This window comes from Elusimicrobiota bacterium, assembly GCA_041658405.1.
GTDB lineage: Bacteria > Elusimicrobiota > UBA5214 > JBBAAG01 > JBBAAG01 > JBBAAG01.
The window spans coordinates 1-3,202 of sequence record JBBAAG010000144.1 but is presented as its reverse complement, the minus strand read 5'-3'; the positions used below and the strand labels follow the sequence as shown (position 1 = coordinate 3,202).

General features: G+C 40.2%; 2 protein-coding genes. Both read right to left on the bottom strand.

Annotated elements, in window-relative coordinates; translation table 11 throughout:
* Positions 1-1,967, bottom strand: a 1,967-nt coding sequence (locus tag WC955_13290) for a hypothetical protein (protein ID MFA5860029.1), incomplete at its 3' end; no start/stop codon positions are given.
* A gap of 44 nt (positions 1,968-2,011) precedes the next feature.
* Positions 2,012-3,202 (bottom strand): LamG-like jellyroll fold domain-containing protein (locus WC955_13285; protein MFA5860028.1); only part of this gene is annotated, 1,191 nt, incomplete at its 5' end.

The following is a 3,202-nucleotide window of genomic DNA, read 5'->3' as shown; positions in this document are numbered from 1 at the left end:
ATTAATAGGGAAGTATTAGACCCGCCACCTATTACGTATAAGTACCCGTTATACGCACCTGTTTTCAAGCTATACCGTGCTGTTGGTAATGTTGCGGTAGACAATGAAAACCCGGACTTAAACGTCCCGTCAGGGTTTAATTTAGCTGTATATATTTTATTACTATAAACACTTGATTCGCTTTCCGAGGGAGTTGAATTAGTTACTCCTCCCATAAGATATACTGTATCATTATACTTTGAAAACCCGTGATGCACTAATCCGGCAGGAAGTGTGTAGGTCAGCGTACTAAAACTTGATGCGTATCCCAGTGAGTTATAATCCATAGCTTTCATCCGGAAATACATTGATTGGTTACCCGCATACTTAATAGTTTGAGTAGTAACCCAGTCAATGTATGACACCCCTGATGGTTTGTACGAGTTATTAAGTATTGCAGGGGATACGATATCCAACCAGTTAATCCCATCTTTTGAGTACTGCCAGTCTGAGGTTATTATATTATCACCATTAAAATCATATGCGGTATAGTTTATCCTTACAGTTTCACTTGAAAGCGTAACACTATTAATCATTAATTCAGGCACAGTATTTGTTGGGTTTGAAGTATCAACATTTATTGCGAACAATGGTGATACAAAATAACCAGTCGATAAATTAGGCAGGCTACAGTACCGCACTTTGTTGGTGTATGCTTTGTACGCAGTGCATCCGGCTGTAACATAAAATCTGTTATTAAATGTTTCAACTCCGTGAGCGGCTAATCCAGTAGGTAATGTTTTATCACTTAATTTAAACTCGCTGAGCGAACCATCAGTATTAAATTTTGCGTAATAAATTTTGTCTGTATAATACGTACTGTTAAGTACCCCGCCAACGATATAAAGATATTCTTCATCAACAATTACCGTTACATAAGTAAATACGTAAGGCAAAGATGAAGATACTGTAGCGAAAGAATCCATACTACCGTCGGGATTTAACTTCGCATAATAAACATGACTACCCCCGCCGATACTGTATATATACCCGTTATGAACCACAACATCATTAAACCCTAAACTTACAGGAAGCGTATTAGTGGAAGTAATTATTGTACCGACACTATGATTATCAGTACTAATTTTAGCGTAGTATACAGTATTAACAGCACCTGAGTTATAAGTGTATCCACCGATAGCGTATAAATACCCGTTACTGATGGTACACCCAACAGCGTTAAGCTCAACGGGTAAGGTATTTGTAGAACTGACAAACGAGTTCAGTGTACCCGATGAATTCATTTTTGCGTAATTTATTACGTTTGTGCAAGCCCCTCCCAGGTTTCCACAGATAACATATAAGTACCCGTCATACCCGATTGCCTGATGCCCATGCACACGTAAATTAACCGGTAACTTTACTTGTGAGGAAGTAAAAGTATCGATCTCATCAGTATTACCAATTTTTGTGTAATAAATCTCATCTGTAGCTTCACTTGGCCCAATATCTCCACCCAAAATGTATAAGTATCCGTTAGTACTATCAACCACAGTACCATGCCCGGCAGGGCCCACAGGGATTGTGACTGGCGAAACAACAAAATTGCCATACCCGCCGTTACATGCTTTCATACGGAACCACACGCTGGAGTCAGTCAATGACGACGTAAACGTTGCGGTCGTCACCCAATCGATATACGTTTGTTGCCCAGTAACCTTTGCGGTATTGTTTAGTATTGCAGTACTGCTGATGTCAACCCATGTAACGTTATCTAAACTATACTGACATTCAGTAACAGCAACGCTATCCCCGTCAATATCATAAGGGTTATAAGTTATTCTGACAATATTAGAATTGAATACTACACTACTAACTGCGATCTCAGGTGTTGAACAATAAGAGAAAGTTATACTAGCAAGCATTATGAACGCTGTTGTAAATACACATACAACATTTTTTACTGCAACAACGAAGTTGTTTATCATTATGAAATATAATTATACATAACAATATTCTATAAATACAACAACTATTTTATATTATAAACAGGGCTAATGATTTCGCGGTTAAGCTTATCGACAATAACGAATTGTACATCAACATTGTTACTCATCTCAGGAGGCAAGTTGGCATATACGACCCCTGGTGTATAAGGATCCCATCCCGGGTGCAGGGGTTTACATACCGCTGGTACCCAGGGTGTCCACTCAGCCTTACCCTGGCCAACAGAATACCTTACCCGTGGCGAAAACATTTTACGTGTAACTTCCTGGGCATCCATTGCGTAGTTCAAAATTTTTACTTCATCAAGCACACCAGAAAAAAAGTTTGTAGTTACAACAGTAGAACTATCCCCGGGGATAACACACTTTTCTTCAGACCCAAATGTAAAACACTTTTTACTTCTTTCTGGTAACGCTATGAGATCACCCGTAACTTTAGCGGAGGACACTTTTTCGCCGTTAACATACAAAACCATACTATCTTTACCTACGGTAAACACGATATAGTTAAAAACTTCCTGCTTCAAATAATCTAGTTTGACATTAACCCCAGTGACAGTTGAACTCGTTGTATTAACCCATGCAGTGAGACACCCTGCGGTTGATACATTAACATCCATACCCCATACAGGATGGCTGATGATAACACCAGGTTTTACAGTATCATTAAGTTTTACCCATGCTTCAAACGTAAACTCTCGGAGGTTCATTATCTGAGCGTTAGCTGATGTTTTAACAATCGCATCACTATTCCCGTCAAACAGCATCGCATGGCCGGATACAGCCTCAATTGTTTGCGTAGAGGTTAATTGAGCAATACTGTTACGTTGTAACGACTTATCCCGCCGGAATTCCTTACCATCAAACCTCCATAAAGCAACAGTGCTAGAATCAATAAAAGTATCCGCCCAGCGATACGATAAACCTATCACAGGGTTTGATACTGTAATCCCTACTACTGTCCCTTCGATAACTTCCGTCCCGGTGACCGCTGTTTTTTCAATACTAAGATTATCCCAGGATGTTATATCCTTAAACCTGATCCCAAGATGATTACTCACCGCGCGTTCACCGACACTATCCGCCGGATGATTTACTATCCCCCCGAGTTTACGGACATACATCGCGCTTGACCCACCGCCGTCGAAGTTCACCGCGGTATACGCTCCGAGTTCAATCATAAGGTTGCCGAGTTCAACAAAATCCATACCCCGTGA